Origin of the sequence: Rhizobium sp. NLR8a (assembly GCF_019685235.1) — a bacterium.
Taxonomy (GTDB): Bacteria; Pseudomonadota; Alphaproteobacteria; order Rhizobiales; family Rhizobiaceae; genus Rhizobium.
On record NZ_JABDWI010000004.1, the window covers coordinates 110071 to 135205 of the forward strand.

25 protein-coding genes are annotated in these 25135 nt (G+C 61.9%); 9 read left to right on the forward strand and 16 right to left on the reverse strand.

The features are described from left to right. Nucleotides 1–81: 81 nt before the first annotated feature. The gene (gene ubiB, locus HJC04_RS08775; RefSeq protein ID WP_221145795.1) at nucleotides 82–1656 is read right to left on the reverse strand and encodes a 2-polyprenylphenol 6-hydroxylase; all 1575 of its coding nucleotides are present in this window, start codon (nucleotides 1654–1656) and stop codon (nucleotides 82–84) included. Between the two features lie 219 nt (nucleotides 1657–1875). Further along, nucleotides 1876–2652: a bifunctional demethylmenaquinone methyltransferase/2-methoxy-6-polyprenyl-1,4-benzoquinol methylase UbiE gene (gene ubiE, locus HJC04_RS08780; protein ID WP_221145797.1), complete on the reverse strand. Its 777-nt coding sequence runs from the start codon at nucleotides 2650–2652 to the stop codon at nucleotides 1876–1878. A 148-nt stretch (nucleotides 2653–2800) separates the two neighbouring features. On the opposite strand from ubiE, the gene mutM reads away from it, so the two are divergent. From mutM to HJC04_RS08805, 5 genes are all read left to right on the forward strand, one after another. Continuing rightward, nucleotides 2801–3691: a bifunctional DNA-formamidopyrimidine glycosylase/DNA-(apurinic or apyrimidinic site) lyase gene (gene mutM, locus HJC04_RS08785; RefSeq protein WP_221145799.1), complete on the forward strand. Its 891-nt coding sequence runs from the start codon at nucleotides 2801–2803 to the stop codon at nucleotides 3689–3691. 23 nt (nucleotides 3692–3714) lie between these two features. Next, a complete protein-coding gene (locus HJC04_RS08790; RefSeq protein WP_221122713.1) occupies nucleotides 3715–4488 on the forward strand; it encodes an enoyl-CoA hydratase in 774 nt (257 codons plus the stop codon). Nucleotides 4489–4679: 191 nt separating this feature from the next. Continuing rightward, nucleotides 4680–4958, forward strand: coding sequence for a 30S ribosomal protein S20 (rpsT, locus tag HJC04_RS08795; protein WP_064800423.1), 279 nt, complete (start codon nucleotides 4680–4682; stop codon nucleotides 4956–4958). Between the two features lie 839 nt (nucleotides 4959–5797). After that, nucleotides 5798–7348: a chromosomal replication initiator protein DnaA gene (dnaA, locus tag HJC04_RS08800; RefSeq protein WP_210629463.1), complete on the forward strand. Its 1551-nt coding sequence runs from the start codon at nucleotides 5798–5800 to the stop codon at nucleotides 7346–7348. Nucleotides 7349–7472: 124 nt separating this feature from the next. Further along, on the forward strand, nucleotides 7473–8555 hold the full coding sequence (locus HJC04_RS08805) for a saccharopine dehydrogenase family protein (protein WP_210629462.1): 1083 nt from the start codon (nucleotides 7473–7475) through the stop codon (nucleotides 8553–8555). Nucleotides 8556–8616: 61 nt separating this feature from the next. On the opposite strand, the gene hemW is transcribed toward HJC04_RS08805, so the two are convergent. Genes hemW through rph form a run of 4 tightly spaced genes read right to left on the reverse strand, consistent with a single transcriptional unit; the run spans nucleotide 8617 to nucleotide 11615 of the window. Continuing rightward, entirely contained in the window at nucleotides 8617–9819 is a 1203-nt protein-coding gene (gene hemW / locus HJC04_RS08810) for a radical SAM family heme chaperone HemW (protein WP_221145801.1), read from the reverse strand. Nucleotides 9820–9828: 9 nt separating this feature from the next. Further along, nucleotides 9829–10473 carry an RdgB/HAM1 family non-canonical purine NTP pyrophosphatase gene (gene rdgB / locus HJC04_RS08815; RefSeq protein WP_210629460.1) on the reverse strand — a complete coding sequence of 215 codons (645 nt, stop codon included), beginning with the start codon at nucleotides 10471–10473 and terminating at the stop codon, nucleotides 9829–9831. Then, nucleotides 10474–10899: a VOC family protein gene (locus HJC04_RS08820; protein ID WP_221145803.1), complete on the reverse strand. Its 426-nt coding sequence runs from the start codon at nucleotides 10897–10899 to the stop codon at nucleotides 10474–10476. Further along, entirely contained in the window at nucleotides 10896–11615 is a 720-nt protein-coding gene (gene rph / locus HJC04_RS08825; protein WP_064809389.1) for a ribonuclease PH, read from the reverse strand. The genes HJC04_RS08820 and rph overlap by 4 nt, the downstream gene beginning before the upstream one ends. A 126-nt stretch (nucleotides 11616–11741) precedes the next feature. Between rph and hrcA the strand changes: the two genes are divergently transcribed. Continuing rightward, nucleotides 11742–12830: a heat-inducible transcriptional repressor HrcA gene (gene hrcA / locus HJC04_RS08830; RefSeq protein ID WP_210629458.1), complete on the forward strand. Its 1089-nt coding sequence runs from the start codon at nucleotides 11742–11744 to the stop codon at nucleotides 12828–12830. Between the two features lie 111 nt (nucleotides 12831–12941). After that, entirely contained in the window at nucleotides 12942–13577 is a 636-nt protein-coding gene (grpE, locus tag HJC04_RS08835; protein WP_210629457.1) for a nucleotide exchange factor GrpE, read from the forward strand. 39 nt (nucleotides 13578–13616) lie between these two features. On the opposite strand, the gene HJC04_RS08840 is transcribed toward grpE, so the two are convergent. Next, entirely contained in the window at nucleotides 13617–14561 is a 945-nt protein-coding gene (locus HJC04_RS08840; RefSeq protein WP_210629456.1) for a nucleoside hydrolase, read from the reverse strand. A gap of 281 nt (nucleotides 14562–14842) precedes the next feature. Here HJC04_RS08840 and HJC04_RS08845 point away from each other — a divergent pair, with 281 nt between their 5' ends. Together HJC04_RS08845 and HJC04_RS08850 are read left to right on the forward strand one after the other, a co-directional pair. Next, on the forward strand, nucleotides 14843–15268 hold the full coding sequence (locus HJC04_RS08845; RefSeq protein ID WP_210629455.1) for an Hsp20 family protein: 426 nt from the start codon (nucleotides 14843–14845) through the stop codon (nucleotides 15266–15268). Between the two features lie 47 nt (nucleotides 15269–15315). After that, the gene (locus HJC04_RS08850) at nucleotides 15316–15573 is read left to right on the forward strand and encodes a DUF1150 family protein (RefSeq protein WP_088684489.1); all 258 of its coding nucleotides are present in this window, start codon (nucleotides 15316–15318) and stop codon (nucleotides 15571–15573) included. A gap of 139 nt (nucleotides 15574–15712) precedes the next feature. On the opposite strand, the gene HJC04_RS08855 is transcribed toward HJC04_RS08850, so the two are convergent. From HJC04_RS08855 to HJC04_RS08895, 9 genes are all read right to left on the reverse strand, one after another. Next, nucleotides 15713–16414 carry a tRNA (guanosine(46)-N(7))-methyltransferase TrmB gene (locus HJC04_RS08855; RefSeq protein WP_221122714.1) on the reverse strand — a complete coding sequence of 234 codons (702 nt, stop codon included), beginning with the start codon at nucleotides 16412–16414 and terminating at the stop codon, nucleotides 15713–15715. Beyond that, on the reverse strand, nucleotides 16411–17664 hold the full coding sequence (gene metK, locus HJC04_RS08860) for a methionine adenosyltransferase (protein WP_210629453.1): 1254 nt from the start codon (nucleotides 17662–17664) through the stop codon (nucleotides 16411–16413). The genes HJC04_RS08855 and metK overlap by 4 nt, the downstream gene beginning before the upstream one ends. Nucleotides 17665–17842: 178 nt before the next feature. After that, complete coding sequence (locus HJC04_RS08865; RefSeq protein WP_064707753.1) at nucleotides 17843–18262, reverse strand: helix-turn-helix domain-containing protein; 420 nt, start codon at nucleotides 18260–18262, stop codon at nucleotides 17843–17845. A gap of 147 nt (nucleotides 18263–18409) precedes the next feature. Then, nucleotides 18410–20014 carry an apolipoprotein N-acyltransferase gene (gene lnt, locus HJC04_RS08870; protein ID WP_221145805.1) on the reverse strand — a complete coding sequence of 535 codons (1605 nt, stop codon included), beginning with the start codon at nucleotides 20012–20014 and terminating at the stop codon, nucleotides 18410–18412. Between the two features lie 111 nt (nucleotides 20015–20125). Then, the gene (locus tag HJC04_RS08875; RefSeq protein ID WP_210629451.1) at nucleotides 20126–21271 is read right to left on the reverse strand and encodes a hemolysin family protein; all 1146 of its coding nucleotides are present in this window, start codon (nucleotides 21269–21271) and stop codon (nucleotides 20126–20128) included. Further along, complete coding sequence (gene ybeY / locus HJC04_RS08880) at nucleotides 21268–21783, reverse strand: rRNA maturation RNase YbeY (RefSeq protein WP_210629450.1); 516 nt, start codon at nucleotides 21781–21783, stop codon at nucleotides 21268–21270. Before ybeY ends, HJC04_RS08875 begins: the two co-directional genes overlap by 4 nt. After that, a complete protein-coding gene (locus tag HJC04_RS08885) occupies nucleotides 21783–22835 on the reverse strand; it encodes a PhoH family protein (RefSeq protein ID WP_064707756.1) in 1053 nt (350 codons plus the stop codon). Before HJC04_RS08885 ends, ybeY begins: the two co-directional genes overlap by 1 nt. A gap of 18 nt (nucleotides 22836–22853) precedes the next feature. Beyond that, on the reverse strand, nucleotides 22854–24263 hold the full coding sequence (miaB, locus tag HJC04_RS08890) for a tRNA (N6-isopentenyl adenosine(37)-C2)-methylthiotransferase MiaB (RefSeq protein WP_210629449.1): 1410 nt from the start codon (nucleotides 24261–24263) through the stop codon (nucleotides 22854–22856). Between the two features lie 49 nt (nucleotides 24264–24312). Next, the gene (locus tag HJC04_RS08895; RefSeq protein WP_210629448.1) at nucleotides 24313–25110 is read right to left on the reverse strand and encodes a 1-acyl-sn-glycerol-3-phosphate acyltransferase; all 798 of its coding nucleotides are present in this window, start codon (nucleotides 25108–25110) and stop codon (nucleotides 24313–24315) included. Nucleotides 25111–25135: the final 25 nt, after the last annotated feature.

The window sequence follows — 25135 nt, forward strand, 5'->3', positions numbered from 1 at the left end:
ATCTCCTAAACTGCGAGACTAAGCCAGCCCTCCGTCACATGGGATATCCTAAATGCCGAACACAGCATGTTATCGGAACGGTCAGCTCAGCATCCAGGCAATATAGAGGAGCGTCAATGCAATCACCCAGAGCGCGATCCTGCCCGAGCGGTTGTGCCGCGCCTCGGCCTTGCCGATCGCCTCGGCCGTCTGATCGTCGAAACGCAGGCCGTGCTCGCTCATATGCAGCAGCTGATGGTGGAATTTCTCAGTTTTCGCCGCGATTTCCGGCGCGGCTTCGGCGAGCTTGACCGCCGCCTTCAGCCCGTCCTTGAGATCGGTGACGATCCGCTTCGGGCCGAGATTGGTGCGGATCCACTCGCCGACGACAGGCTCGGAGGCCTTCCACATATTGAAGCGCGGGTTGAGCATGCGCGACACGCCTTCGACCACGACCATGGTCTTCTGCAGCATCACCAGTTCCGGCCGTGTCGCCATGTCGAAGAGTTCGGTCACTTCGAACAGCAGCGTCAGGAGCTTGCCCATCGAGATCGTTTCGGCTGGCTGCCCGTGGATCGGCTCGCCGATCGCCCGGATCGCCTGGGCGAAGCTTTCGACATTGTGGTGGCCGGGCACGTAGCCGGCCTCGAAATGCACCTCTGCGACGCGGATGTAATCGCGGGTGATGAAGCCATAGAGGATCTCGGCCAGGAACCGTCGCTCCTTCTTGCCGAGCCGCCCGACAATGCCCATGTCGACGGCGACGATCAAACCGCCGGCATCGACGAAGAGATTGCCGGGATGCATGTCGGCATGGAAGAAACCGTCGCGCAGCGTGTGGCGCAGGAAGGACTGGATCAGCGTATCGGCGAGCAGGTTGAGGTCGTGGCCGGCCGCGCGCAAGCCCTCGACATCGGACATTCTCGTGCCGTCGATCCATTCCATGGTGATGACGTCGCGCCCCGTGCGCTCCCAGTCGACCTTCGGCACGCGAAAGCCGGGGTCGCTGCCGGTGTTTTCGGCAATCTCCGAAAGCGCTGCCGCCTCTAGGCGAAGGTCCATCTCCACCTTCGTCGTCTGTTCCAGCGTCTTCGTCACCTCGACCGGCCGCAGCCGCCGGCTGGACGGCATGAACCGCTCCTGCATGTGGGCGACCAGATACATTGCCTCGATGTCATGGACAAAACGCTGGCGCACGCCCGGCCGGACGACCTTGACGGCGACCTTCCTTCGGCCTTCTGCCGTTTCGACTTCGGCCGGATGCACCTGCGCGATCGAGGCGGCGGCGATCGGCTCGCCGAAGCTCGCATAGAGTTCGTCGACCGGCCGCCCGAGCGATCCTTCGATACTCGCCTTTGCGGCCGCCGAGGGGAAGAAGGCCATCCGGTCCTGCAACTGCGACAGGTCGTTGGCGAATTCGACGCCGACGACGTCGGGCCGCGTCGCCAGGAACTGACCGATCTTGACATAGGAGGGGCCGAGCCGCTCCACCGCCTGTGCCAGCCGATCGCTGCGCTTCTGATACCGCGCCCTGCCGCGCTCGAATATCGTGACGAAGGATTTGGCAAGCGCGACCGAAGGCGGCAGGCCTTCGGACGGCAGGGCCGACACGACGCCCTCACGCACGAGCACCCAGCCGACGCGCCAGAGGCGGAAATAGGCTCCGAAAGTGCTCATGCAGGCTGGCCTGCTTGTGAAGGCGCGGCCAATCTCTCCTCCCTCATTCCTGTGCTCGTCACAGGAATCCGGCCACCGCGCGTCTGCGCGGTGAATGAGTCAGGAAATATAAAAGAATCTTTTGCAGCCCGGGACCGGGCTGCGCTGGATTCCTGTGACATCCCTCGGGCAAAACCCGAGGAAGGGAATGAGGGAAAACGTGGAGACTGCATCATTCCCTCAGAGCTTCCAGCCGGAATGCAGCGCAGCGATGCCGCCGGTATAATTGGTGTAGGTGACGCGCGAAAAGCCGGCCTGGCGGATCATCGCCGCGAAGTTCTCCTGGTTCGGGAATTTGCGGATCGATTCCACCAGATACTGGTAGGGTTCGGCATCGCCCGTGATCACCTTGCCGAATTGGGGAATGGCGTTGAACGACCAGGCGTCGTAGATCTTGTCGAGAAGCGGCATGTCGACTTCGGAAAATTCCAGGACCAGCAGCCGTCCGCCGCGCTTCAACACGCGATGGGCCTCAGACAGCGCCTTGTCGATCCTCGGCACATTGCGGATGCCGAAGGCGATCGTATAGGCGTCGAAGCTGGCGGCCTCGAACGGCAGTTCCTCGGCATTCGCCTCGATGAAGGTGAGATTGTCGGAAAGCTTCTTCTTTGCCGCCCGTTCGGCGCCGACGCCGAGCATCGAGCCGTTGATATCGAGCACCGTCGCGTGTGCCTGCCGGCCCGAGGCCTCGATGATGCGAAAGGCGATGTCGCCGGTGCCGCCGGCCACGTCGAGCACCTTGTAGCCCGCCTCCTTACGCGGGTTGAGCGCCGAGATCATCGCATCTTTCCAGACCCGGTGCATGCCGGCCGACATAACGTCGTTCATGATGTCGTAGCGCTTGGCGACCTTGTGGAACACCTGGTTGACCAGGCCCTGCTTCTCGCCGCCCGGCACCTCGCGGAAGCCGTAGGAGGTCTCCATGCCGCCATCGGCGGAAGTGCGGCTTTCTGACATCAGGCTGCTCCGTTCCTTGAAGATCGGCGCGGCGACCGTAGCGAAAGACCGCGCGCGACGTTATCACTGGACCGCGCTCTCCGCGGCACACTGGCGCTATAGCGCACATCGTCCTCGGTTGAAACACGTTCAATAGAGATGGGTTAAGATGCCGGAATTGCCAGAAGTCGAAACCGTCAAACGCGGCCTGGCGCCGGCGATGGAAGGAGCTCTCATTGCCAGGCTGGAACTGCGGCGTAAGGATTTGCGCTTCCCCTTTCCCGATGCCTTGGCGGACAGGGTTTCCGGCCGCACCATCATCGGCCTTGGTCGGCGCGCCAAATATCTGCTGGTCGATCTCGACGACGGCAACACGCTGATTTCCCATCTCGGCATGTCCGGTTCCTTTCGCATCGAGAAGGGCTCCGCCTCCGCAATGGCGGGCGAATTCCACCACGCCCGCTCGAAGGATGAGAAACACGATCACGTCGTCTTTCATCTGCAGGGTCCGGACGGTGCGCGCCGCGTCATCTACAACGACCCGCGTCGTTTCGGCTTCATGGATATGGTCGGACGCGCCGATCTCGCCGCCCATCCCTTCTTCCGCGATCTCGGCCCGGAGCCGACGGGAAACGAACTCGGCGCCACTTATCTGGCCGAACGTCTTCGCGACAAGGCACAGCCGCTGAAGAGCGCGCTGCTCGACCAGAAGAACATTGCCGGTCTCGGCAATATATATGTATGCGAGGCGCTGTGGCGCGCGCATTTGTCGCCGCTGCGTGCTGCCGGCACGCTGGTGACGCCGGGCGGCCGGCCGAAGCAGCAGCTCGACCTGCTGGTCGCCTCGATCCGCGACGTCATCGCCGATGCGATCGCCGCCGGCGGATCGTCGCTGCGAGACCATATCCAGGCCGACGGATCGCTCGGCTATTTCCAGCATTCCTTCTCCGTCTATGATCGCGAAGGTGAGGCTTGCGGCACGCCCGGCTGCGGCGGTACGGTCGCCCGTGTCGCGCAGGCGGGCCGCTCCACCTTCTATTGCGCCGCCTGTCAGAAGTAACAGTGAGAAACCGGGAGAACAGCATGGCTTACGAGACCTTGATCGTCGAAACCCGAGGCACTGTCGGCCTCGTCACGCTGAACCGCCCGCAGGCGCTGAACGCGCTGAATTCTACCGTGCTGAGGGAGCTGAAGCAGGCCTATGCCGCTTTCCATGAAGACGATGCCGTCGGCGCGATCGTGCTCACCGGTTCCGAACGCGCCTTTGCCGCCGGCGCCGACATCAAGGAGATGCAGTCGCTTCAGTTCGCCGATATCTATAAGAGTGATTTCATCAGCGGCTGGGATGATGTCGCCAAGGCGCGCAAGCCGGTGATCGCTGCCGTCAGCGGTTTTGCCCTCGGTGGTGGCTGCGAGCTCGCCATGATGTGCGATTTCATCATCGCTTCGGAGACCGCGAAGTTCGGCCAGCCGGAGATCACCCTTGGCGTCATTCCCGGCATGGGCGGCTCTCAGCGGCTGACACGCGCCGTCGGCAAGGCGAAGGCCATGGATCTGATCCTGACCGGCCGCATGATGGATGCGGCCGAGGCGGAACGGTCGGGACTCGTTTCGCGTGTGGTGGCGCCCGAGCGTCTCATCGATGAGGCTTTGGCCGCCGCCGAAAAGATCGCCGCGCTGTCGCAGCCCTCGGTCATGATGGCCAAGGAGGCGGTCAACCGCGCCTTCGAGACGACGCTGGAGGAAGGGTTGCGGTTCGAACGCCGCCTGTTTCATAGTCTCTTTGCCACGGACGATCAGAAGGAAGGCATGACCGCCTTCATCGAGAAGCGCAAACCTGCCTTCAAGCACCGTTGAATGCTTTTCGGCGCTTGCCGCCGGAAAGCTTGAAAATCCGCGTTGACGTGGGCCGGCTTTAGGGTTATATGCCCGCCCACGGTTCGGAAAGCCGCTCTGGTTTTCCGCGATTGCTCCCGCATTGCTGGATTTGGTGGCCGCAGGGCCCGCGGTAATGGCGGAGTTTGTTCGAATTCTTGAGAGAGGCATCCATGGCCAATACAACTTCGGCGAAAAAAGCGACCCGCAAGATCGCCCGCCGTACCGACGTCAATAAGGCTCGTCGCTCGCGCGTTCGTACTTTCGTTCGCCAGGTCGAAGAGGCCATCGCATCCGGTGACGCCGACAAGGCGAAGGCAGCTTTCCTGGCCGCTCAGCCGGAACTCGCCCGCGCCGCCAGCAAGGGCGTGCTGCACTCCAACACAGCGTCGCGCAAGGTCTCTCGCCTGGCCGCTCGTGTGAAGGCTCTGTCGGTCTCCACGACCGCGTAATAATCCATTAACGACCTCCTCGTTATGATTAGCCCGGTAATTTTACCGGGCTTTTTCGATTCTGCCGAACGGCCTCTGCATGGTGAATCTCACGACTGTTTCGTGTCAGTGCCATGACAGGAAAAAGTGTTCAAAAACAATGACTTGCGCAAGGATGCTTTCTCACTGCGCGACTCTGGCCGAACCTTTGCGGATCAGGGGCGAGTCAAGCAGATTTTTATTTTTTTTCTTTCTTTGCGTGTCAAAATAGCCCGAACGGGGAATCTCGTTGATTCAACTGCGATTCTTTTTTGACGCTGGTGTGACGCCCGAAAAGGGTCGCTGGAGTCAATGGCCGCATCTTAATTTTGCGTAAAATTCATCGTTGATCTTGCCATTTGATCCTGCCTAAATGGCGTCCAACAGAGGGCGCGGACATCACCTGTAGAGTTCGGTCTTAACTGCCACGTCGGCAGGGCGATGAATTTGTGCCATCTGTTACGGAGCCTTGCGCTTCCGTTTTTTCAAGCACTTGACGGATTTGGGCCGTAACGTGGCTGTTACGGGGCAGGGACGTTTTGTGCCTATGGCAATCACACGTTTAGCGTGAGGCTGCCGGATAGGGGATAGTAATATTGCGTTCGGGCTGGTCGGCCGAAAACGAGGATTGACCGACAGCTTGGCATGGAAAGCCGATGAAGGCGCCGCATGAACGCGGTACCTGCAACGGGCTTCTGTGCCGTGTTTGAGTGAACCGGCAGGCGGGTGGCTTCATGAGGATGCCGCCAGCCCGTCAAAGCGGGGAATGATCGGGCGGCTGTTTTAGCGGAGGCCGCCCGGTGGAATTGAAAGGCGGCATTATGCAGATAAATACGATGATGGCGGGCGGGCTCGACAACGGGGATGCGGCACCGCAGGCGTTCGGCTCCATTCGCCAGGAAGTGGGGGAAGCAAAGGCGGAAATGAAGCAGAGCATTTTGTTTGAGCGTGTCAGCGCGCGCTTGAAGGCCCAGGTCGGTCCTGACGTCTATGCCAGCTGGTTCGCCAGGCTGAAGCTGCATTCGGTATCAAAGAGCGTTGTTCGCCTTTCGGTTCCCACGACCTTCCTGAAGTCGTGGATCAACAATCGTTATCTCGATCTCATTACCGGTCTGTTTCAGGCCGAAGACCCGGAAATCCTGAAGATCGAAATCCTGGTGCGCACGGCAACCCGCAGCGGCATGAAGGCCGTCGACGAGGTGGTCCAGCCCGAGCCGGCTGCTCCCGCGCAGATGCGCCGTCCGCCAAGCGCCCAGCCGGCCGGTCAGGCCGTCCAGCAGGCGGTTTCGGCCGTTGCCGCCGCAAGGCCCGCAAGCCTCGGTACGCCGCTGTTCGGTTCGCCGCTCGACAGCCGTTTCACCTTCGATACCTTCGTGGAAGGCAGCTCGAACCGCGTCGCGCTTGCGGCTGCCAAGACGATCGCGGAAGTTGGCTCCGGCGCCGTACGTTTCAATCCGCTCTTCGTCCATTCGACGGTCGGGCTCGGCAAGACCCATCTGCTGCAGGCGATCGCCAATGCGGCGGTGCAGAACCCGCGAGCCCTGCGCGTCGTATATCTGACGGCCGAATATTTCATGTGGCGCTTCGCCACGGCGATCCGCGACAACGACGCGCTGACGCTGAAGGATTCTTTGCGCAACATCGATCTCCTGATCATCGACGACATGCAGTTCCTGCAGGGCAAGATGATCCAGCATGAATTCTGCCACCTCCTGAATATGCTGCTCGACAGCGCCAAGCAGGTCGTCGTCGCCGCCGACCGCGCGCCATGGGAGCTGGAGTCTCTCGATCCGCGCGTCCGCTCACGCCTGCAGGGCGGCGTTGCCATCGAACTCGACGCGCCAGATTACGAAATGCGCCTCGAAATCCTCAAGCGGCGTCTGGCCGCGGCCCGTCTCGAGGATCCGTCGCTCGAAATTCCGGCAGATCTGCTTCAGCACGTCGCCCGCAACATCACGGCCAGCGGCCGCGAACTCGAAGGCGCCTTCAACCAACTGATCTTCCGCCGCTCCTTCGAACCGAACCTGTCGATCGAGCGCGTCGACGAATTGCTCGCCCATCTCGTCGGTTCGGGCGAACCGCGCCGCGTGCGGATCGAGGATATTCAGCGCATCGTCGCCAGGCACTACAACGTCTCGCGCCAGGAACTGGTCTCCAATCGCCGCACCCGCGTCATCGTCAAGCCGCGCCAGATTGCCATGTATCTGTCGAAGACGCTGACGCCGCGCTCCTTTCCGGAAATCGGCCGCCGCTTCGGCGGGCGCGATCACACGACCGTGCTGCACGCCGTGCGCAAGATCGAGGAGCTGATATCCGGTGACACCAAGCTTTCGCACGAAATCGAGCTGCTGAAGCGGCTGATCAACGAATAACCGGCGGACCTGTCGGGAAATTTGACGGCTGGAAGCGATTCCAGCCGTTTTCCTTTATAGGTTTTTTATTCTATACCTCCCGCATTCGAGAACGAGCGCCGAAAGGGCGCATGGGAGGGAATGAATGAGTTTCGAAAAGATCGCCGTTCTCGGCCTGGGCAAGGTCGGGCGGCTGGCGGCAACGCTTTTGCATGAAGGCGGCTTCGAGGTTATCGGTGTCGATGCGCAGCTGCCCCCGGGCGAGGTGCCCTTCAGATGCCGCGCAGGCGACGTATCCGATCCGCAGCTGATCGGCGAACTGCTCTCGAATGTCGAGGCGGTGCTGTCCTGCCTGCCCTATCATCTGAACATTGAGCTGGCCCGTGCCGCCCATTTTGCCGGCGTCCATTACTTCGATCTGACCGAAGACGTCCCGACCACCAATTTCATCATCGAGCTGTCGAAGACCGCCCGCGGACTGATGGCGCCGCAATGCGGCCTGGCGCCCGGTTTCGTCGGCGTCGTCGGGGCAAGCCTCGCCGATGGCTTCGATCGCTGCCGATCGATCCGCATGCGCGTCGGCGCCCTGCCGCAGCATCCGACGGGTCTCCTCGGCTATGCCTTCAACTGGTCGCCGGAAGGCGTCGTCAACGAATATCTGAACGACTGTGAGGTCATCGAAGGCGGCGTGCGCAAGCTCGTCTCGCCGATGGAGTGGCACGAGACCATCTATGTCGGCGGCGTCAAGCTCGAAGCCTTCACGACATCGGGCGGCCTCGGCACCATGTGCGACACCATGCTCGATAAGGTCGACAATCTCGACTACAAGACCATGCGTTATCCCGGGCACATGGAGCTGATGAACTTCTTCTTCCATGAGCTCTTGATGCGCGACAAGCGCAGGCTCGCCGGCGAAATCCTGACCAATGCCAAGCCGCCTGTTGAAGACGATGTCGTCTATGTCCATGTCGCCGCGGAAGGCACGGAGAACGGCAACCTGCGCCGCAAGGAATTCGTGCGCGCCTATTACCCGATCGAAATTGCCGGCGCCCGCCGCACGGCGATCGCCTGGACGACGTCGGCCTCCGTCGTCGCCGTCATAGAAATGGTCCGCGACGGCCTGCTGCCGGCGACCGGCTTCCTGCACCAGGAACACATTCCGCTCGAGATGTTCCTGAAGACGCCGACCGGCAGCCTGTTCAAGGCGGGCGCGACCAGCCACGGCTGAGACTTGTTTTCCGGCGCGGACGGCGATGTCGCTGCCGCGCCCGGATCAACCTCGTTGGATGTCAGCAGGCGAGATCAGCGACGACGGAATCGAGGATCAGCATGCCCGATGGAGTGCAGCGCAGGCGCGAATTGCCGATCCGCTCGACGAATTTATGTTCGAGCAGGAATTCCTCTCGTTTCGGGTCGAGCTCACGGCCCGAAAGCTGCTGCCAGCGGGCGAGATCGACGCCTTCCCGGAGCCGCAGTCCCATCAGCAGCAACTCGTCCGACTGTTCCTCGAAACCGAGCCGCTCCTGGTCGAGAATGCCGTGGCCGTCGCGCTCGACCATCTCGAGCCAGGCTTCCGGCTTGCGCTCGGTCGCCGTCGCAAGCTTCTCATGCCCACGCGTCAGCCGGCCGTGCGCGCCCGGACCGATGCCGGCATAGTCGCCGTAACGCCAGTAGGTCAGGTTATGGCGGCTTTCGGCGCCCGGCCGGGCATGATTGGAGACCTCGTAGGCGGGCATGCCTTCACGCGCCGTGATCTCCTGCGTCGCCTCGTAGAGCAGGGCCGATTGCTCGCCGTCCGGCACGATCAGCTTGCCCGATTTGTGCAGGCCAAAGAAGGGTGTGCCTTCCTCGATGGTCAGCTGATAGAGCGACAGATGGTCGACTGCATAGGAGATCGCTTCCTTCAGTTCCTTCTCCCATTCCTCGACCGTCTGGTCCGGCCGGGCATAGATGAGGTCGAAGGACATGCGCGGGAAGATCTCGCGCGCCAGCCGGATCGCCTTCAGCGCGTCGGCGACGTCATGCAGCCGGCCGAGGAATTTCAGATCCCGGTCGTTCAACGCCTGCACGCCGAGCGAGACGCGGTTGACGCCGGCCGCCCGGTAGCCGCGAAACCGCTCGGCCTCGACGCTCGACGGATTGGCCTCCATGGTGATTTCGATGCCGGCGGGCACATGCCAGTGCCGTGCGATGCCGTCAAGAATGGCATTGACCGTCTCCGGCTTCATCAGCGACGGTGTGCCGCCGCCGAGAAAGATGCTCGTCACCGTCTTCGGACCGCTCATTGCCCGGACTGCCGCCATCTCCTTCAAAAAGGCTGATGCAAAGCGCTCCTGGTCCACCGGCTGATGGCGTACATGGCTGTTGAAGTCGCAATAGGGACACTTCGCCGCGCAGAAGGGCCAATGCACATAGACGCCGAAGCCGGGCTCGCCGGTATCGGGCAGCAGCGCGGCGTCGCGCGAGAGGCTTGGCGTATCGAAATTGCCCACGAACAGACCTTATGCCTCCAGGCAGGTTTCGACGAAAAGTTTGAAGGCACGGGCCCGGTGCGACAGCGCCTGTGGCTTGCCGACGTTCCAGCCGTGTTTCTCCTCGCCGCTCATTTCGCCGAAGGTAACGTCGTAACCCTCGGGCTGGAAAACCGGATCATAGCCGAAGCCCTGGGTGCCCCGCGGCGGCCAGACGACGTTGCCTTCGACCTCGCCGCGGAAAAGCTCCGTGTGCCCGTCCGGCCAAGCCAGGCAAAGTACGCTGACGAAACGCGCCCCGCGCTGTTCCGGCGTCGTGGCGCCCGCATCCTGCAGCGCCTTTTCCACCTTGGCCATCGCCATGTCGAAGTCGCGCGTGCCGTCTGCCGTCTCCGCCCAGTTGGCGGTGTAGACGCCGGGATCGCCGCCGAGCGCGTCGACCACCAGGCCGGAATCATCCGAAAGCGCCGGCATGCCCGCGGCATTGGCTGAAGCGACCGCCTTGATCGTCGCATTCTCCTCGAAGCTCGTGCCGGTCTCGTCAGGTTCGACGAAATTCAGTTCGGCCGCAGACTTGGCGGTGAAGCCGAGCGGTCCGATCAGTTCCTGGATCTCGCGGATCTTGCCGGCATTGTGGCTGGCGACGACGATGGTTTTGGTTTCGAGCTTGCGCATTCAGATATCCTGTTCGATGCCCCAGATTTTTGCCTCCGCGCATTCCAGGCTGTTGCCGGCAGGGTCGCGGAAATAGATCGAGCGGCCGCCGTTTGGCCAGTGCACCTCGGATTCGATCGCGACGTCAGCCGCCATCAGCTGTTCGGCCATCGCATCGATATTGCGACCGGACACCCGGAAACAGGCATGGCCTTGCCCGGTCATGCCGTGCGGCGGCACCTGCAGTGCGTCGGGTGCCGGTGGCTTTATCGTTTCCTCGGGGTTGAAGATCAGGAGAACGCCAGGCCCACAGCGGAAGAAGACATGCCGATTGCCGGCGCGGGTGATCTTTTCAAGCCCGAGAACGTCTTCGTAGAACGTCTCGGCCTGATCGAGATCGCGCGCATAGAGCGCCGTTTCCAACATGCCTTCCAGCATGGGGTTCATCCCGCAATCGCCTCTTTCTGCAGGGCGACGAGTTCGCCGATGCCGTTCTTGGCAAGCCGCATCAGCGAACTGAATTCCTCTTCGCTGAACGGCGTGCCTTCGGCCGTGCCCTGGATTTCGACGATGCCGCCGGCGCCGGTCATGACGAAATTTGCGTCGGTCTCGGCCGAGGAATCCTCGAGATAATCGAGGTCGATGACCGGTTGGCTGGCGAAAACGCCGCAGGAGATGGCGGCGACGTGGTCCTTCAGGACCCGGTCGACCTTGATCATGTTGCGGCTTTCCATCCATTTCAGGCAGTCGTAGAGCGCGATCCAGCCGCCGGTGATCGAGGCCGTCCGTGTGCCGCCGTCGGCCTGGATGACGTCGCAATCGAGCGTGATCTGCTTTTCGCCGAGCGCCTGCAGATCGACGACGGCGCGCAGCGACCGGCCGATCAGCCGTTGGATTTCCTGCGTGCGGCCGCCCTGCTTGCCGGCGGCGGCCTCGCGCTTCATGCGCTCGCCGGTTGCCCGCGGCAGCATGCCGTATTCGGCCGTGACCCAGCCCTTGCCGGTGTTGCGCAGCCATGGCGGCGTCTTTTCCTCGAGGCTCGCGGTGCAAAGCACGTGCGTATCGCCGAATTTCACCAGGCACGAGCCTTCCGCATGCTTGGAAAAATTGCGCTCGAACGAGACCTTGCGCATCTGGTCGGTTTTTCTGCCTGAAGGCCGCATTCTCATCTCCTGGAGTTGTTGACCGCTTCTACGATTGGCGGCGCCCATTTGCAAATTCCCTTTTGCCACGGGTGCGAGTTTGACTATATTTTCGGGAGCATCATCAGCGTGGGTTTGAAAAGGTTCATGGGCATCAGGTCGACGTCGGTTTCGGATGCCGTTGCTGCACTGGACGAACGCTCCAGGGAAATTTTCCGCCGCATCGTCGAAGGGTATCTTGAAAGCGGCGAGCCGCTCGGCTCGCGCAATCTGTCGCGCCTGCTGCCGATGTCGCTGTCGCCGGCCTCGGTGCGCAACGTCATGAGCGATCTCGAAGAGCTCGGTCTCATCTATTCCCCGCATGTCAGCGCCGGCCGGCTGCCGACCCAGATCGGGCTGCGCTTCTTCGTCGATGCCTTCATGCAGATCGGCGATCTCTCCGCCGAGGAGCGTGCCAGCATCGATCGCCAGGTGCGGGCCGAAAGCGGCGGCAATCCGGTAGAATCGATGATGAACGAGGCGAGTCGCATGCTTTCCGGCATCTCGCGCGGGGCCGGCCTCGTCATCACCTCGAAAAGCGATCCGGTGTTGAAACATGTCGAGTTCATCCGGCTTGAGCCGACAAAGGCGCTCGCCGTACTCGTCGGCGATCACGATCAGGTGGAAAACCGCATCATCGAACTGCCGGCAGGCATCACCTCGTCGCAATTGACGGAGGCGGCGAATTTCCTCAACGCCCACATGTCCGGCCAGACGCTGCCGGAGCTGCGCAAACAATTAAGCCGTCTGAAGGATGATGTCCGTCACGAACTCGATGCGCTCTCGCGCGATCTTGTCGAGCGCGGCATCGCCGTCTGGGCCGGCAGCCCGGACGAGGGAAAGCCCGCCCAGCTGATCATCCGTGGCCGCGCCAATCTGCTGGAAGGCCTCGCCGGCGCCGAGGATCTCGACCGGCTGCGCATGCTGTTCGATGATCTCGAAAAGAAGGATAGCCTGATCGAGCTTCTTAACCTGGCCGAAAGTGGTTCGGGCGTTCGGATCTTCATCGGTTCGGAAAACAAGCTCTTCTCGCTGTCCGGCTCGTCGCTCATCGTCGCGCCTTATCGCGACGAGGACGACCGGATTGTCGGCGCTGTCGGTGTCATCGGCCCGACGCGGCTCAATTATTCCCGTATCGTGCCGATGGTGGATTATACCGCCCAGCTCGTCTCCCGCCTGTCGCGCAATCCGCTTTGATGTCATCACTGGCGAAGCTGCGGAATTTTCGCTTCTTCGTCACGCAGACTTGATTTTTTCCGGTCAAACCTCGATATCGGGCGCATCTGAAAACACCAACCGGAGACCGTCATGACCGATGAAACGACGAAAAACGGACCTGACGCAACTGCGGCCAACGCCGCAGCCGACGCTGCCGTCAACGTCGAAACAGCCACTGCCGGGCAGGAGGAGGCAAACCAGCCGGATCCGCTCGACCTCCTGAAGGCCGAGAATGCCGAGCTGCGTGACCGCTATCTGCGCCTTGCCGCCGAGATGGATAATCTGCGCCGCCGCACCGAGCGCGAGGTCAAGGATGCAAAATCCTATTCCGTCGCCGGTTTCGCCCGGGACATGCTCGCCGTCTCGGACAATTTGCGCCGGGCGCTGGACGCCATCTCTCCGGAGACCAAGGCCACGGCCGATGCCGGCCTCACCACGCTGATCGAAGGTGTGGAGATGACCGAGCGCGCGATGCTCGCGGCGCTGGAGCGCCACGGCGTTCGCAAGCTGGAGCCGGTTGGCCAGAAATTCGATCCGAATTTCCATCAGGCGATGTTCGAAGTGCCGAACTCCGAAGTGCCGAACAATACCGTCGTCCAGGTCGTGCAGGCCGGCTTCACCATCGGCGAACGCGTCCTGCGCCCGGCCATGGTCGGCGTCGCCAAGGGTGGCCCGAAGCCGGTCGAGGCCGAGATCAATTCCGTCTTCGACGAGAAGGACGCCTGAGCTCGGTTTCCCTCTCCGGCTCGGAGAAGGAGATAAAAATCAGATGCGGGCGAAGCGTTCGATCAGCAGATCGAAGAAGCCGTCCGCATCGACATGGCGCATGACCTTGGCATTGCGCTTGCGGTCGGTCACATGCCACCAGTCGACGACGGTCATCCCGACGGTGAGTTCGGACTGGACCTCGATTTCGACATTGCAGTCCCGGCCCTGGAAAAGCTCTGGTTTCAGCAGATAGGCGACAACCGTCGGGTCGTGCAGCGGCCCGCCGTCGGAACCGTATTTCTCGATATCGAAGCGTTCGAAGAATTCCAGCATTTCGACCATGGCCTTTGCCGGCGCCGTGCCGATCTCGGCCATGCGCTTGACCCGGTCCTTGCGGGTCAGCAGCTGGTGCGTCACGTCGAGCGGCATCATCACGATCGGGACGCCGGAGCGGAAAACGATGTCGGCGGCTTCGGGGTCGACATAAATGTTGAATTCGGCGGCCGGTGTGATGTTGCCGCCCTCGAAAAAGCCACCGCCCATCATCACCAGCTCGCGAACGCGGGCAACGATGTCGGGCGCCCTCTGGAAGGCCATGCCGATATTGGTGAGCGGCCCGAGCGTGCAGAGCGTCACTGTGCCCTCCGGCTCGCGGCGCAGCGTCTCGATGATGAAATCGACGGAGTGGCCGGGCTGCAGCGCCATCGTCGGTTCGGGCAGATCAGGGCCGTCGAGCCCGGTCTTGCCATGCACATGCTCTGCCGTCACCAGCTTGCGGGCGATCGGCCTATCGGCTCCGGCGAAAACCTTTACATCCGTGCGGCTGCAGAGCTCGCAGACGATGCGCGCGTTGCGGCTGGTGAATGACAGCGGCACGTTGCCAGCGACCGTCGTGATCCCCAGCACCTCGAGCTCATCGCGGCTGCCGAAAGCCAGCATGATGGCGGCCGCGTCATCCTGGCCGGGATCCGTGTCGATGATGATCTTTCTCGCGCTTGCCATTCCACTCGTCCCGTTTCCGCCATGCCGGTTGTCCCGGCAGACACCATCTCTTCATTTCCCGTCGCAAATCGGCACATTACGCGCGGGCATGTTTTGATGCGAGGCAGCAGGTCCTTTGTCAAGCAAGGAGGCGGCCGCGGCCATTCGAAAATTGACAGATGTTTAAATTGGGGAGGGTCGTGCGCGCCTTGCAGCGCCGTAATCATGCCCCCATATTAGCGGCATCCGGATGCTGCGCTTGAGGTCCGGGATGGTCGCTTGCATCAAGGACTTGAAAAGAGATGAGCCGCATTACGCCTTTCGCCAGCCCGTTGCTTCTGGGCTTCGACGCCATGGAAAAGACGCTGGAGCGCATTTCCAAGGCGAGCGACGGATACCCGCCTTACAATATCGAACGCATCGCCGCCGACAGCGGCGCCCCCGAACGTCTGCGCATCACCCTTGCGGTTGCCGGTTTCAGCGAGGAGGAGCTTGATGTCTCCACCGAGGAGAACCAGCTTGTGATCCGCGGCCGCCAGCTGGAGCAGGGCGAGCGGGACTATCTCTATCGCGGCATCGCCGCCCGCCAGTTTCAGCGCACCTTCGTGCTGGCCGACGGCATGCAGGTGCTTGGCGCCGGCCTCAAGAACGGTCTGCTCTCCGTCGATCTAATTCGTCCCGAACCCGCCCGCATGGTCAAGAAAATTAACATTTCGGTTTCACAGTAGCACAACGGTTTGTCGAACCGTTGGTCCCTTCTCCCGGAGGAACAGGAATGTTGATGAAAGAAGCCACGTCTCGCTTGACCAAATCCGAGCTTGCCCACATCGGCAACGGCGAGGTCGCCTATATCAGAAAGATGCGCACTGAAGAGGTCGCCAAGTGCTTCCCAGAGGCACCGGATATCGATCCGAACGTCGATCTCTGGGCACTCTTCGGCGCCGACGGCACGCCCATCCTTCTGACGGACAACCGCTCCAGCACCTTCTTCAAGGCGGCCGAAGACGAATTGAAGACGGTCAGTCTGCACTGACCGTCAAACGCCATCAGTGCCTATGAAAAACCAAATGCCATCATGCATTTGAAAGCCATACTGCTTCGGAACTAATCGTCGTTGGTGCCGCACGGCACTACATGGCCTTCAATTGCTTCCAGCGCAGTGTTCGCTGAAGTCAGATCTTCCTGAATGTCAGATAGGCCGAGGAACGGCCCTCGCGGCGCGCTTTCGTCTCGTAGCGCGTGCTCGGCCAGCCCTCATAGGGGGTCAGCCAATCCGCCGCGTTTTCCGCCATCCAGTCGAAGCCGCCATGGTCGCGGCATTTGATCAGCGTCCAGTTCACATAGGTGTCGATGTCGGAGGCGAAGCAGAAAAGGCCGCCGGGCTTCAGCACGCGATGAAAGCGGTCGAGATTGGTCTTCGAGACGAAGCGGCGCTTCCAGTGCTTCCGCTTCGGCCATGGGTCGGGATAGAGCAGATCAATCTTGTCGAGCGTGCCATCCGGCAGCCAGTCGAGCAGTTGCGTTGCATCGTCATTATAGACGCGGATATTGGAGGCACCGGTTTCGCCGATGCGCGACAAAAGCTTCTGCATCGAATTGACGAAGGGTTCGACGCCGATGAAACCGGTCGAAGGTCTTTCGAGCGCCCGATGAATCAGATGTTCGCCGCCGCCGAAACCGATTTCCAGCCGCAATGTCGTGACCGGGGTCGGGAAGAGGGATGTCAGCGGCTCCGGGGGAGCCGCCGAGAGATCGATGAGGAATGCCGGGAGCAGGCTGTTCAGCGTTTCCGCCTGCTGTTCGCGCAGGGCCTTTCCCTTGCGGCGACCGAAAAAGGCTTCGGTCGCCCGTCCCCGGCGCTCCATATCCGTCATGCAGCAGCCTTGGTCTTGACGGCTTCCTTGAGCGCCTTGACGAGGTCGGTGCGCTCCCAGGAGAACGAGCCGTCACGGCCGGCCTTGCGGCCGAAATGGCCGTAGGCCGAGGTCTTGGCGTAGATTGGCTTGTTGAGGTCGAGGTGACGGCGGATGCCCGATGGCGAGAGGTCCATATTCTGACGGATCGCCGCTTCGACCTGGTCTTCCGACACACCCTTGCCGGTGCCGTGCAGGTCGACATAGATCGACAGCGGCTGCGCGACGCCGATGGCGTAGGAGAGTTGGATCGTGCAGCGGTCGGCAAGGCCGGCGGCGACGACGTTCTTGGCGAGGTAGCGGGCGGCATAGGCAGCCGAACGGTCGACCTTGGTCGTGTCCTTGCCGGAGAATGCGCCGCCGCCATGCGGAGCCGCACCGCCATAGGTGTCAACGATGATCTTGCGGCCGGTGAGGCCTGCATCGCCGTCCGGTCCGCCGATGACGAACTTGCCGGTCGGGTTGATGTACCACTTGCAATCCTCGGCGATCTTCAGTTCGCCGAGTGCTTCGCGGATATAGGGTTCGACGACCGCGCGAACCTTCTTGGAATCCCAGCTCTCGTCGAGATGCTGGGTCGAAAGCACGATCGAGGTCACTTCCGACGGCTTGCCGTCGACGTAACGCACGGTCACCTGGCTCTTGGCGTCGGGGCCGAGCTTGGCGACTTCGCCGTCACCCTTCTTGCGGGCGGCTGCTAGCAGCTGCAGAATCCTGTGGGAATAATAGATCGGGGCCGGCATCAGGTCCGGCGTTTCCTTGCAGGCGTAACCGAACATGATGCCCTGGTCGCCGGCGCCCTCGTCGCCCTGCTGGTCGGCGGCGCTGTCGACGCCCTGGGCGATGTCGGCCGACTGAGAGTGCAGCAGCACGTCGATCTTTGCCTTCTTCCAGTGGAAGCCGTCCTGCTCGTAGCCGATATCCTTGATGGCGCGGCGGGCGGCGGCCTTGAACTTCGAGGGATTGATGACGTCCTTGCCGTCCTTGTCCTTCTTCATCAGGCTCGGTGGCAGGCGGACCTCGCCGGCAATAACGACGCGATTGGTTGTTGCCAGCGTTTCGCAGGCAATGCGCACGCCCCACGGATTGACGCCGGTCTTGGCCGCTTCGCGGTAGACCAGGTCGACGATCTCGTCGGAGATGCGGTCACACACTTTGTCCGGATGACCTTCGGCAACAGATTCGCTGGTAAAGAGATAATTCGCGCGCATTCCGGGATTCCCCTCAAAGAATAAAAGCCAGCTAGTAGGTACTCAGTTCGAGCGCCGATGACAAGCGCACAAGGACATAAATATATCTTTATATCCGCGGCGAAGTGACAAATTTTGCCCCAAAAACATAAAAAAAGCGGCCTTTCGACCGCCTTTCCATTTTGCAATGAGAGCTGGATCAGTCAGCGTCAGCTTCGGCAGCGAGCGCCTTGACCAGTTCCACGACCTTCCGGCGAACCTTGGGATCGGAAATCTTGACGAAGGCGCGGTTGAGCTGCAGGCCCTCCGAGGAGGAGAGGAAGTCTACGACGTAATTCGAGCTGGAGGCTTCGGCCATGCCGCCAACGGCGCCGGCATGTTCGCCGGGCGCATCTTCGAAGAAGAAGGAGACCGGAACATTGAGGATGCTCGAGATGTTCTGCAGACGGCTTGCGCCGACACGGTTGGTGCCCTTTTCATATTTCTGGATCTGCTGGAAGGTGATGCCGAGGCTTTCGCCAAGCTTTTCCTGGCTCATGCCCAACATCGTTCGGCGAAGGCGAATGCGGCTGCCAACATGGATGTCGATCGGATTCGGCTTCTTCTTATTTTCAATCATGGTCGTGCCCTAGCTACGAATTTCTGTTTCCAACCGGCATGCCCCTGATCCATCCCAAAACGCCACGTTGTAAGCGGCGGGAACCCGCCGACAAACATACGTTAAGAACGCCGATTGACACCACTATGCAATTTTAGGGGTTTTTGGTCAATTCAACCCTAAAATAAAACTTCCGCGTGAAATTAGCGCAATCAACATCAACAGTGCTTCGGTCAACCAGAAGTATGTCTCACGGGGGTATGTGGTTCCGAACCCATTGCCGAGCCCATCAACAGTTGCATCAATGAAGCCAGTCTCACCAAGATCGAGGCCCGCGATGATTTCCCCATGCGCGTTCACGATTGCCGAAATGCCGTTGTTGGCGTCGCGAATCAGCGGCAGGCCTGTCTCGATTGCTCGAACACGCGCCTGCTGGAAATGCTGGTAGGGCCCGGGCGTGATGCCGAACCAGGCATCGTTGGTGAGGTTGAGGAGCGCGTTGGCATCCACGATGTCGCCGGTCATTTCGCCCGGAAAGATGATCTCGTAGCAGATCAGCGGGTAGAGATTGAGACCGCCGGGCAACGCCAGCAGGTGCCGGCTTGCGGCGGCCGAAAAGCCGCCCGGTATCTCGACGACGTTCTGGATGCCGAGTTCGGTGAGGATGTCCTCGAAGGGCAGATATTCGCCGAAAGGCACGAGATGCACCTTGTCGGAGGCGGCGATGATCTGGCCGCGGCCGTCGATCACATAGATGGAATTGTAGTAGCGCACCGGTGTGCCAGGCCCGATCTCCTCGGCGCGCACCGCGCCGGCGATCAGAACCTGGTCGTCGTCGAGCGTATCGGCGATCCGCGTCAGCGCATCCTGGTTGTCGGTGAGGATGAAGGGGATCGAGGTTTCCGGCCAGACGATAATGTTGGGTTTGCGGCCGCCATTCCTGGGCGCTTCGGCGGAAAGCTTCAGATGGGTCTCGAAGATCGCATTGCGGTCGGCGTCGTTGTCCATCTTCGCCGCCTGGTCGATGGCCGGCTGCACCAGCCGCACCACCGGACGCTTGTCCTCGGGCAAGGGCTGCGGCCGCGGCGCCAGATGGACGGCATAGGCGCCGTAACCGAGGTGGGCGGCAAACAGCAGGGCGGCGAGCGCAATTCCCGACTTCGCGCCCTGTCGCGTTCCGATCAGCGCCGGGGCGGAAAAGACGAAGACGGCAAGTGCAGTCACCCCCATCGCACCGATCACATGCGCCGACTGCATCATCAGCGGAACGGGCATCAGGCCGTAGCCGATGGCATTCCAGGGAAAGCCGGTGAGGATCATGCTTCGAAGCCATTCCATCAGGCCGAAGCCGGCCGCCAGCGCGGCGATCCGTCCCATGCCGTCGGACCAGACGATCCGGGCAAGTGCAGTCGCCAGCCCGTAGAAGACCGCAAGGCCGGCCGGCAGTCCCAGGACTGCCAGGGGCAGTGCCCAGGCAAATTCCTCCGAATCGACCAGCAAGGCATGGCCGATCCACCAAAGGCCGGCGACGAAATAGCCGAAGCCGAACAGCCAGCCGACGGCAAAGGCCGGCCATAGCCTGCCGATCAGGCCGCTTTCAGGAGAAGCCGCCGCCCCGTCGAGCAGCCAGACGAGCAGCGTGAAGGAGAGAAACATCGCCGCGAAAAAACCGAAAGGCGGCAGCGCCAGAGCGGCGAATGCTCCAGCGGCGACGGCCAGCAACGACCGTTTTAACCCCCAGACGAGGATAACCCTGTCCGCAAGCCGCTCCATGCGCACTCCCATCAAACCGCGAATCAACCCATTCGCAGTCTTTCAAAAAAGCGGCTCTTTGTCCTGTTTCCGCGTCGGCCCGAAAGGCGATTCCGACTCTCGTACCGATGCCTAGTTGGTGGTCGATTCGGCCGGCCGGTCGTCGCCGGTCTCGGATCCCGGCGTGATGTCGCCAGCCTCTTTGGCGCGGCGGCGGATCGCGTGGCGCTTGCGGGTGATGCGCAGCCGCTTGATGCGGCGCGGATCGGCGTCGAGAATATGGAATTCGAAGTTCGGCAGAGCCTGGACCACTTCGCCGCGAACGGGGATGCGGCCGAGCGCGGAGAAGATCAGCCCGCCCAGCGTGTCGACTTCGTCGACCTGTTCGCTGATGTCGAAATCCGGTCCGATCGCTTCGGCGATCTCTTCCAGTTCGACACGGGCGTCGGCGACGAAAACGTCTTCGGCAACGCGCTTAAACATCACCTCTTCGTCGTCATGTTCGTCGTCGATGTCGCCGACCACCATTTCGACGATGTCCTCATGGGAGGCGAGCCCGTCGGTGCCGCCATACTCGTCGATGACGAGCGCCATTTGCGTACGGTTCACCTGCATCCGGCGCAGCAGGTCGGAGGCCAGCATCGACGGCGGCACGAACAGGATCTTGCGGATGATGCCGGCCTCGGCCAGCGTCTTCTGCAGGTCGACCCGGGCAAGATCGAAATTCGGCTTGGTCGAGCGCGGCGGCTTCTGGATGTTCTCCGGCGCGACGTCGATCGCCGGCGCTGCAGCGGCCGGCTTTGCCGGGCCGCGGCGCTTGTTGCGCGCCTGCTTGGCGACATAGGAGAGCAGGTCGCGGATATGCACCATGCCGCGCGGGTCGTCGAGCGTATCGGCATAAACAGGCATGCGCGAGCGGCCGGATTCCTCGAAAAGGATCATCAGTTCGCCGATGGTGATATTTTGGTCCACCGCCTCGATATCGGCGCGCGGCACCATCACGTCGGCGACGCGCACCTCGCGAAAGCGCAGGATATTGTGCAGCATCGCCCGTTCGTCGGGCGAAAAAGCGTCGTCGCCGGCCGCATCGGTCATCAGCGCGTCGGCAAGATCCTCGCGCAGTCGCGAGCCCTGCTGCGGGCGGAGAATGCGGGCGGCGCGCGACCAGAAGGATTGGGATCGGCCGGATGGCCGACTACTACTGCCTACCTCATCCGAAGAAGATGATGATTCGGAGTCCTTGGCGTCTGTCGCCGGCTTCGTCGTAAAGTCGCTCATGGTTCCATTTTAAGGTCTTGACCCTCGTAGGGATCAGATAGGCCGAGCTGCGCCAAAATGCGAGTCTCCAGCCCCTCCATAATTTCGGCTTCGGCATTATTCATATGGTCGTAGCCGAGAAGATGCAAGAAACCGTGCACCAGAAGATGGGTCAGGTGGTCGTCGAAGCTCTTGTCGAGTTCCTGGGCTTCCCGCTCCACCGTCTCCCGGGCGATGATGATGTCGCCGAGCATCGGCCCGGGCATCTTGCCGCGCTCAACCGGAAAGGCCGGGAAGGAGAGGACATTGGTCGGCTTGTCCTTGCCGCGCCATTCGGCATTGATGTCCTGGATCGAGGCATCGTCGGTAAAGACCAGCGAAACTTCCGGCGGCATCTTCGGAAAGGGCTGCTTCTCATTGTCGCTGAGATAGACCGCGGCGGCCCCGAGCACGCGCTCGCAAAAAACCAGCAGCGTTTCCTCGCCGGGCCAGCCGATGTCCTCGATGCTGATCTGGATATCGAGTTCGGCCATCAGTCCTGCCGACCGACGTCTTCGGCTTCGACAAGATAGGTGGCGTCATAGGCTCTGACGATGCGGCCGACCAGCGGATGGCGCACGACGTCGGTGTCCTTGAAGCGCACGATCGAGATGCCCTCGACGCCGTTCAGCAGCTCCAGGGCCTCGACGAGGCCGGATTTGACGCCCCGCGGCAGGTCGATCTGGCTCGGGTCGCCGGTGACGATCATGCGGGCATTTTCGCCGAGACGCGTCAGGAACATCTTCATCTGCATCGATGTCGTATTCTGCGCTTCGTCGAGGATGATGGCGGCGTTGGCGAGCGTGCGGCCGCGCATGAAGGCGAGCGGGGCGATTTCAATGACGCCGGCGGTGATCGCCCGATCGACCTTGTCGGCCGGGATCATGTCGTAGAGCGCATCATAGAGCGGGCGAAGATAGGGATCGACCTTTTCCTTCATGTCGCCTGGCAGGAAGCCGAGGCGCTCCCCGGCCTCGACGGCCGGGCGCGACAGGATGATCTTTTCGACCGCGCCGCGCTCGAGCATCTGGGCGGCATGGGCAACGGCGAGATATGTCTTGCCGGTGCCGGCCGGGCCGACGCCGAAGACGAGTTCGGCGCGCTCCAGCGCCCTGATATAGGCGTCCTGCGTCGGCGTGCGGGCGATGATCGTCTTCTTGCGCGTCGAAATCTGCGCCATTGTCAGCTTGGCCTTGCGCTCCATGGTGGGAAGGCTGAGCTGATCGTCGGCGGCGACCGCCATGCGGATTGCGCCCTCGACGTCGGATCGTTCCACGCTGCCGCCTTTCTGAAGCTTTTCATAGAGATAATCGAGCGTGCGCCGTGCCTGATTGGTGGTCACGACATCGCCCGATATGACGACGGAATTGCCGCGCGCCCGCGCATCGATGTTCAGCCGCTCCTCGAGCAGCTTGAGGTTCTGGTCGAACTGGCCGAAGAGTTCGCTGGCGAACCGATTGTTCTCGAACGTCAGGACGAAGTGATTGGTGTCGCTCGGCGTGCGGGGGTGGCGCGGTGAAGAAGAAACCAATTCTTGTCCGTTCAAGCGGTCGGGCTCCTTGGGTTAGACCGCAGCCTCTGCGCGTTCGGCAAACAGGCTGTTCGTTCCGGTTCCGGTGATTCGCACTTTGATAATGTCACCGATTTGCGATGCTTTTGCATCAACATTCACGGATTGAAGCCAGGGAGAACGTCCGATCAGCTGGCCCGGCATGCGGCCGGGTTTTTCGAGCAGCAGATCGATCTCCTTGCCGATGCAGGATTCGGCAAACTCCTGCTGCTGCTTCAAAAGAAGCGCTTGCAGGCGTTCCAGCCGTTCTGCCTTGATCTCTTCCGGCACCTGGTCCTTCAGTTCCGCGCCGGGTGTGCCCGGCCGAGTCGAGTATTTGAACGAGAAGGCCTGCGCATAGCGCACCTCCTCCACAAGTCTGAGTGTATCCGCAAAATCCTTGTCTGTCTCCCCCGGAAAACCGGTGATGAAATCGCCCGACAGCGCGATGTCCGGGCGCACGGCGCGGATGCGCTCGATCAGACTGAGATATTCGGCCGCCGTATGACGCCGGTTCATCGCCTTCAGGACACGGTCGGAGCCCGATTGCACCGGCAGGTGCAGGTAGGGCATCAGCGCCCTGAGGTCGCGATGCGCCTCGATCAGCCGGTCGTCCATGTCGCGCGGATGGCTTGTGGTGTAACGCAGCCGCGCCAGGCCGGGGATCTCGGCAAGGCGGTAGAGGAGGTCGCCGAGGCTCCACGCCTCGCCGCGCGGTCCGGCGCCATGCCAGGCGTTGACGTTCTGGCCGAGCAGGGTGATTTCGCGCACGCCGGCTTCGACGAGCTTTTCAGCCTCCTCGACGATCTGCGAAACCGGCCGCGACACTTCCGAGCCGCGCGTATAGGGCACGACGCAGAAGGTGCAGAACTTGTCGCAGCCCTCCTGCACCGTCAGGAAGGCGGTGACGCCGCGGGCGCGGATCTTGCGGCTCTCGGCGAGCGGCAGGTGCTCGAACTTGTCCTCGATCGCATATTCCGTATCGACGACACGCTGGCCCTCTTTGGCCCGGCGCAGCGCCTCCGGCAGGCGGTGATAGGTCTGCGGCCCGATGACGACATCGACGGCGGGCGCGCGGCGCAGAATCTCTTCGCCTTCGGCCTGGGCGACGCAGCCGGCAACGCCGATCATCATCTCCCGGCCGTCGGCGGCCTTTTTCTTTTTCATCTCGCGCAGCCGCCCGAGCGCCGAATAGACCTTCTCCGCCGCCTTCTCTCTTATATGACAGGTGTTGAGCAGAACGAGATCCGCCTGTTCCATGTCTTCGGTCGGTTCGTAGCCGTCGCGGGCAAGCGCATCGCTCATGCGCGTGGAATCATAGACGTTCATCTGGCAGCCATAGGTCTTGATGAAGACCTTGCGGCTGTTGCTGCCGTCGCGGAGAGAAACCTCCGGGGCCTGAAGAAGGGCGTTATCCTGTGTCATGGCGCGCTATTTAGTGGTTTTTGCCGCCCGAGAAAAGAGACCTCTCGGCTTAGCCGATATCGCGACCGCGCAGGCTTGTGATGAGAAGGCTGCGGATGCGCGAGGCGATCGTCGCGCTTACCTCCTTGCGATTGCTGTCGGCGCGGTATTCCACCGCCTCGCCGAAGGAAATTTCCGCGTCGATGGCGCCGCATCTGAGAATGTCGATCAGATGCGGCAGGAGCTCGATATCCCCCGGCCAGGCGGCAAGCGGCCGGTGGTAGCGTCCCATCGGAAGGCCGTGCACTCTGGTATAAGCAACGGCCACCGGCTGCACCACGACGGTTCCCGTCGGCGAATAAGGCACCGCCATCGCGGCAGCGCCGAACAGCGACGACTTGACCTCCAGCAACCGGTTGCCGTCCGAGGTCGTGCCCTCGGGGAAGAGCACGACAATCTCGCCGTCGGCCATGCGCCCGGCGATTTCATTTGCCTGATGGCCGGTCTTGCGCCTCTCCTCGCGCACGACGAACACGCTCTTCTGCAGCTTGGCGAGGGTGCCGAAGATCGGCCAATCGGCGACTTCGATCTTGGCGATGAAGGCGACGTCGGCGACGGCCGACATCACCATGATGTCGAGCCAGGACGAATGGTTGGAGCAGAGCATCAGCGGTCGGCGGTCTTCCAGCCTGCCTGTCACCCGGACGCGGAGGCCGAGACAATAACAGATGATACGGTGCCAGACGCGCGGAAGACTACGGCGCAGCCGCCAATCGAAACGCAGGGCCAAGACCTGCAGCGGCATGAGCACGATGCTGACGGCAAGGATGACGACCGCAGCGAAGGCAATGCGCAGCCAGGCAATCAAATGCGGCACTCCCGGGCTGCCATCG

Bases quoted from the DNA above. Each gene is read 5' to 3' on its own strand.
- ubiE (WP_221145797.1), bottom strand. From the start codon at position 2,652: ATGTCAGAAAGCCGCACTTCCGCCGATGGCGGCATGGAGACCTCCTAC.
- HJC04_RS08845 (WP_210629455.1), top strand. From the start codon at position 14,843: ATGAGCCGCATTACGCCTTTCGCCAGCCCGTTGCTTCTGGGCTTCGAC.
- HJC04_RS08790 (WP_221122713.1), top strand. From the start codon at position 3,715: ATGGCTTACGAGACCTTGATCGTCGAAACCCGAGGCACTGTCGGCCTC.
- HJC04_RS08840 (WP_210629456.1), bottom strand. From the start codon at position 14,561: ATGGCAAGCGCGAGAAAGATCATCATCGACACGGATCCCGGCCAGGAT.
- mutM (WP_221145799.1), top strand. From the start codon at position 2,801: ATGCCGGAATTGCCAGAAGTCGAAACCGTCAAACGCGGCCTGGCGCCG.
- rpsT (WP_064800423.1), top strand. From the start codon at position 4,680: ATGGCCAATACAACTTCGGCGAAAAAAGCGACCCGCAAGATCGCCCGC.
- HJC04_RS08865 (WP_064707753.1), bottom strand. From the start codon at position 18,262: ATGATTGAAAATAAGAAGAAGCCGAATCCGATCGACATCCATGTTGGC.
- ybeY (WP_210629450.1), bottom strand. From the start codon at position 21,783: ATGGCCGAACTCGATATCCAGATCAGCATCGAGGACATCGGCTGGCCC.
- dnaA (WP_210629463.1), top strand. From the start codon at position 5,798: ATGCAGATAAATACGATGATGGCGGGCGGGCTCGACAACGGGGATGCG.
- ubiB (WP_221145795.1), bottom strand. From the start codon at position 1,656: ATGAGCACTTTCGGAGCCTATTTCCGCCTCTGGCGCGTCGGCTGGGTG.
- rph (WP_064809389.1), bottom strand. From the start codon at position 11,615: ATGCGGCCTTCAGGCAGAAAAACCGACCAGATGCGCAAGGTCTCGTTC.
- metK (WP_210629453.1), bottom strand. From the start codon at position 17,664: ATGCGCGCGAATTATCTCTTTACCAGCGAATCTGTTGCCGAAGGTCAT.
- HJC04_RS08850 (WP_088684489.1), top strand. From the start codon at position 15,316: ATGTTGATGAAAGAAGCCACGTCTCGCTTGACCAAATCCGAGCTTGCC.
- HJC04_RS08855 (WP_221122714.1), bottom strand. From the start codon at position 16,414: ATGACGGATATGGAGCGCCGGGGACGGGCGACCGAAGCCTTTTTCGGT.
- HJC04_RS08805 (WP_210629462.1), top strand. From the start codon at position 7,473: ATGAGTTTCGAAAAGATCGCCGTTCTCGGCCTGGGCAAGGTCGGGCGG.
- grpE (WP_210629457.1), top strand. From the start codon at position 12,942: ATGACCGATGAAACGACGAAAAACGGACCTGACGCAACTGCGGCCAAC.
- lnt (WP_221145805.1), bottom strand. From the start codon at position 20,014: ATGGAGCGGCTTGCGGACAGGGTTATCCTCGTCTGGGGGTTAAAACGG.
- hrcA (WP_210629458.1), top strand. From the start codon at position 11,742: ATGGGCATCAGGTCGACGTCGGTTTCGGATGCCGTTGCTGCACTGGAC.
- HJC04_RS08875 (WP_210629451.1), bottom strand. From the start codon at position 21,271: ATGAGCGACTTTACGACGAAGCCGGCGACAGACGCCAAGGACTCCGAA.
- HJC04_RS08820 (WP_221145803.1), bottom strand. From the start codon at position 10,899: ATGAACCCCATGCTGGAAGGCATGTTGGAAACGGCGCTCTATGCGCGC.
- rdgB (WP_210629460.1), bottom strand. From the start codon at position 10,473: ATGCGCAAGCTCGAAACCAAAACCATCGTCGTCGCCAGCCACAATGCC.
- miaB (WP_210629449.1), bottom strand. From the start codon at position 24,263: ATGACACAGGATAACGCCCTTCTTCAGGCCCCGGAGGTTTCTCTCCGC.